Source organism: Vibrio sp. D173a (genome assembly GCF_030248475.1).
Genome location: NZ_JAHGAH010001121.1, coordinates 1 through 1,377, shown reverse-complemented (window position 1 = coordinate 1,377; position 1,377 = coordinate 1). Strand labels below are relative to the sequence as shown.

The 1,377-nt window shown below is 44.2% G+C and carries 1 protein-coding gene and 1 pseudogene; both read right to left on the bottom strand.

Annotated elements, in window-relative coordinates:
• Positions 1 to 561, bottom strand: a pseudogene (locus KIV40_RS31710) (class I poly(R)-hydroxyalkanoic acid synthase); the annotation flags it as partial.
• Positions 562 to 641: 80 nt separating this feature from the next.
• Entirely contained in the window at positions 642 to 992 is a 351-nt protein-coding gene (locus tag KIV40_RS31705; RefSeq protein ID WP_285353290.1) for a phasin family protein, read from the bottom strand.
• Positions 993 to 1,377 lie beyond the last annotated feature (385 nt).

The following is a 1,377-nucleotide window of genomic DNA, read 5'->3' as shown; positions in this document are numbered from 1 at the left end:
GCGAATGTTGAGGATGTCGGCACTTTGCTCCAAGTCTTGACGAGATTGCTTCATTCCTTGGATAAGGTTCTCACCGTTACTGTCCATGGTCAGCTTGAGTATCTCGGGGTTGGTCGCAACAAAGTTGCTTGGCGACATGGCGTTGAGGTACTGGCGAGTGAAAAATGAGAGGCGCGTTTTGGTCTCGTCATCCAAACCCTCACTGTTTTCTACCGATTGTTGAATGTTGTCACAGGCGAGTTTGTAGCTCTCTTTGATGTAGCGATAAAGCGGTGTGTCGTTCCAAGAAGGGTCACGGAAACGGCGATCGGTCTCTTTGGTTTGTTCTTGATTGCCAAGAATACAATCGTTGAGCAAGTTGACTTGTTGTGTCCACCAATTCATCTGCTGTTCAACCATATTGGTTGGGTTCTGCACCATTGAGTTTGCCCACTTTGTAAAGTCTTCTGATTGGGTTTTCATCAATGTGGATTGTGTTGGCTGACCTAGGTTGTCCATCCATGCTTGCCCATATTGGGACATAAGATCCATCATACCTTCAAAGGGCGATTTATTTTCCATTCTGACATCCTTGTAAGAAGTGATGCGGAGAGATGGCGATGCTTAATGCTGAGCTTCGCCATCAACCGGCAAGCAATAAATTAAGCACTTTTCGCGGTGTTAACCGCAGAAGCCGTCAGCTCATCAGCGGCAGATTTAAAATCTTGACCAAGTTGGGTCAGCTTTTGGCTATCTTCCATTAGCTGCTGTGAGATTTTGCTCGCGACTTCCATTTGTTTTGAGCCGTATGCAGGGATGTCTTGCGGCTGCTTTAGTGACGCAAGGCTTTGCAAAGATTCATTACCCAGTGCGTTGTATGCTTGCAGGCTATCAAGTTGAATCTTGGTCAGTGTCTCGATGTTTTTAGTCACTAGTTGATTGAAGTTGTAGAACGGGTTAGTTACAGACTCTAGCTGTGAAGTGAAGGCTTTAAAGGTTTCCTGAGTAGACATAGTTTCATTCCTTGTACTAAGCAAATAGGGGGAAGTGAGTAGTCACTTCTAATGCAAGTTATCGTTCGCAATGTTGCGCAACAGTTAACATATTGATCAAGATCAAAGCGAAAGTCATCCTGTTAAATGAGTGGAAAATTGCGCCAAAAATCGGTGGATTTAAACATTTGTTTGAATTTTTTGTTTGAACGCTCAAACCCTAATGAGGTAGGTGGGTTCACGCGAAGTTTAATATGAGTCGCGTTTAATACAGCGCGCGCAATTCAGGAGATGAATTAGCATAAGTGTGAACTTAGTCACGTTGTGGGTTTGGTTGAACCAGAGTAGTGAGCGCGAATTGAACAAGTAGAGTGCGATATATCAGCTCTCTCACTAGAGAGTTTGA

Bases quoted from the DNA above. Each gene is read 5' to 3' on its own strand.
- KIV40_RS31705 (WP_285353290.1), bottom strand. From the start codon at position 992: ATGTCTACTCAGGAAACCTTTAAAGCCTTCACTTCACAGCTAGAGTCT.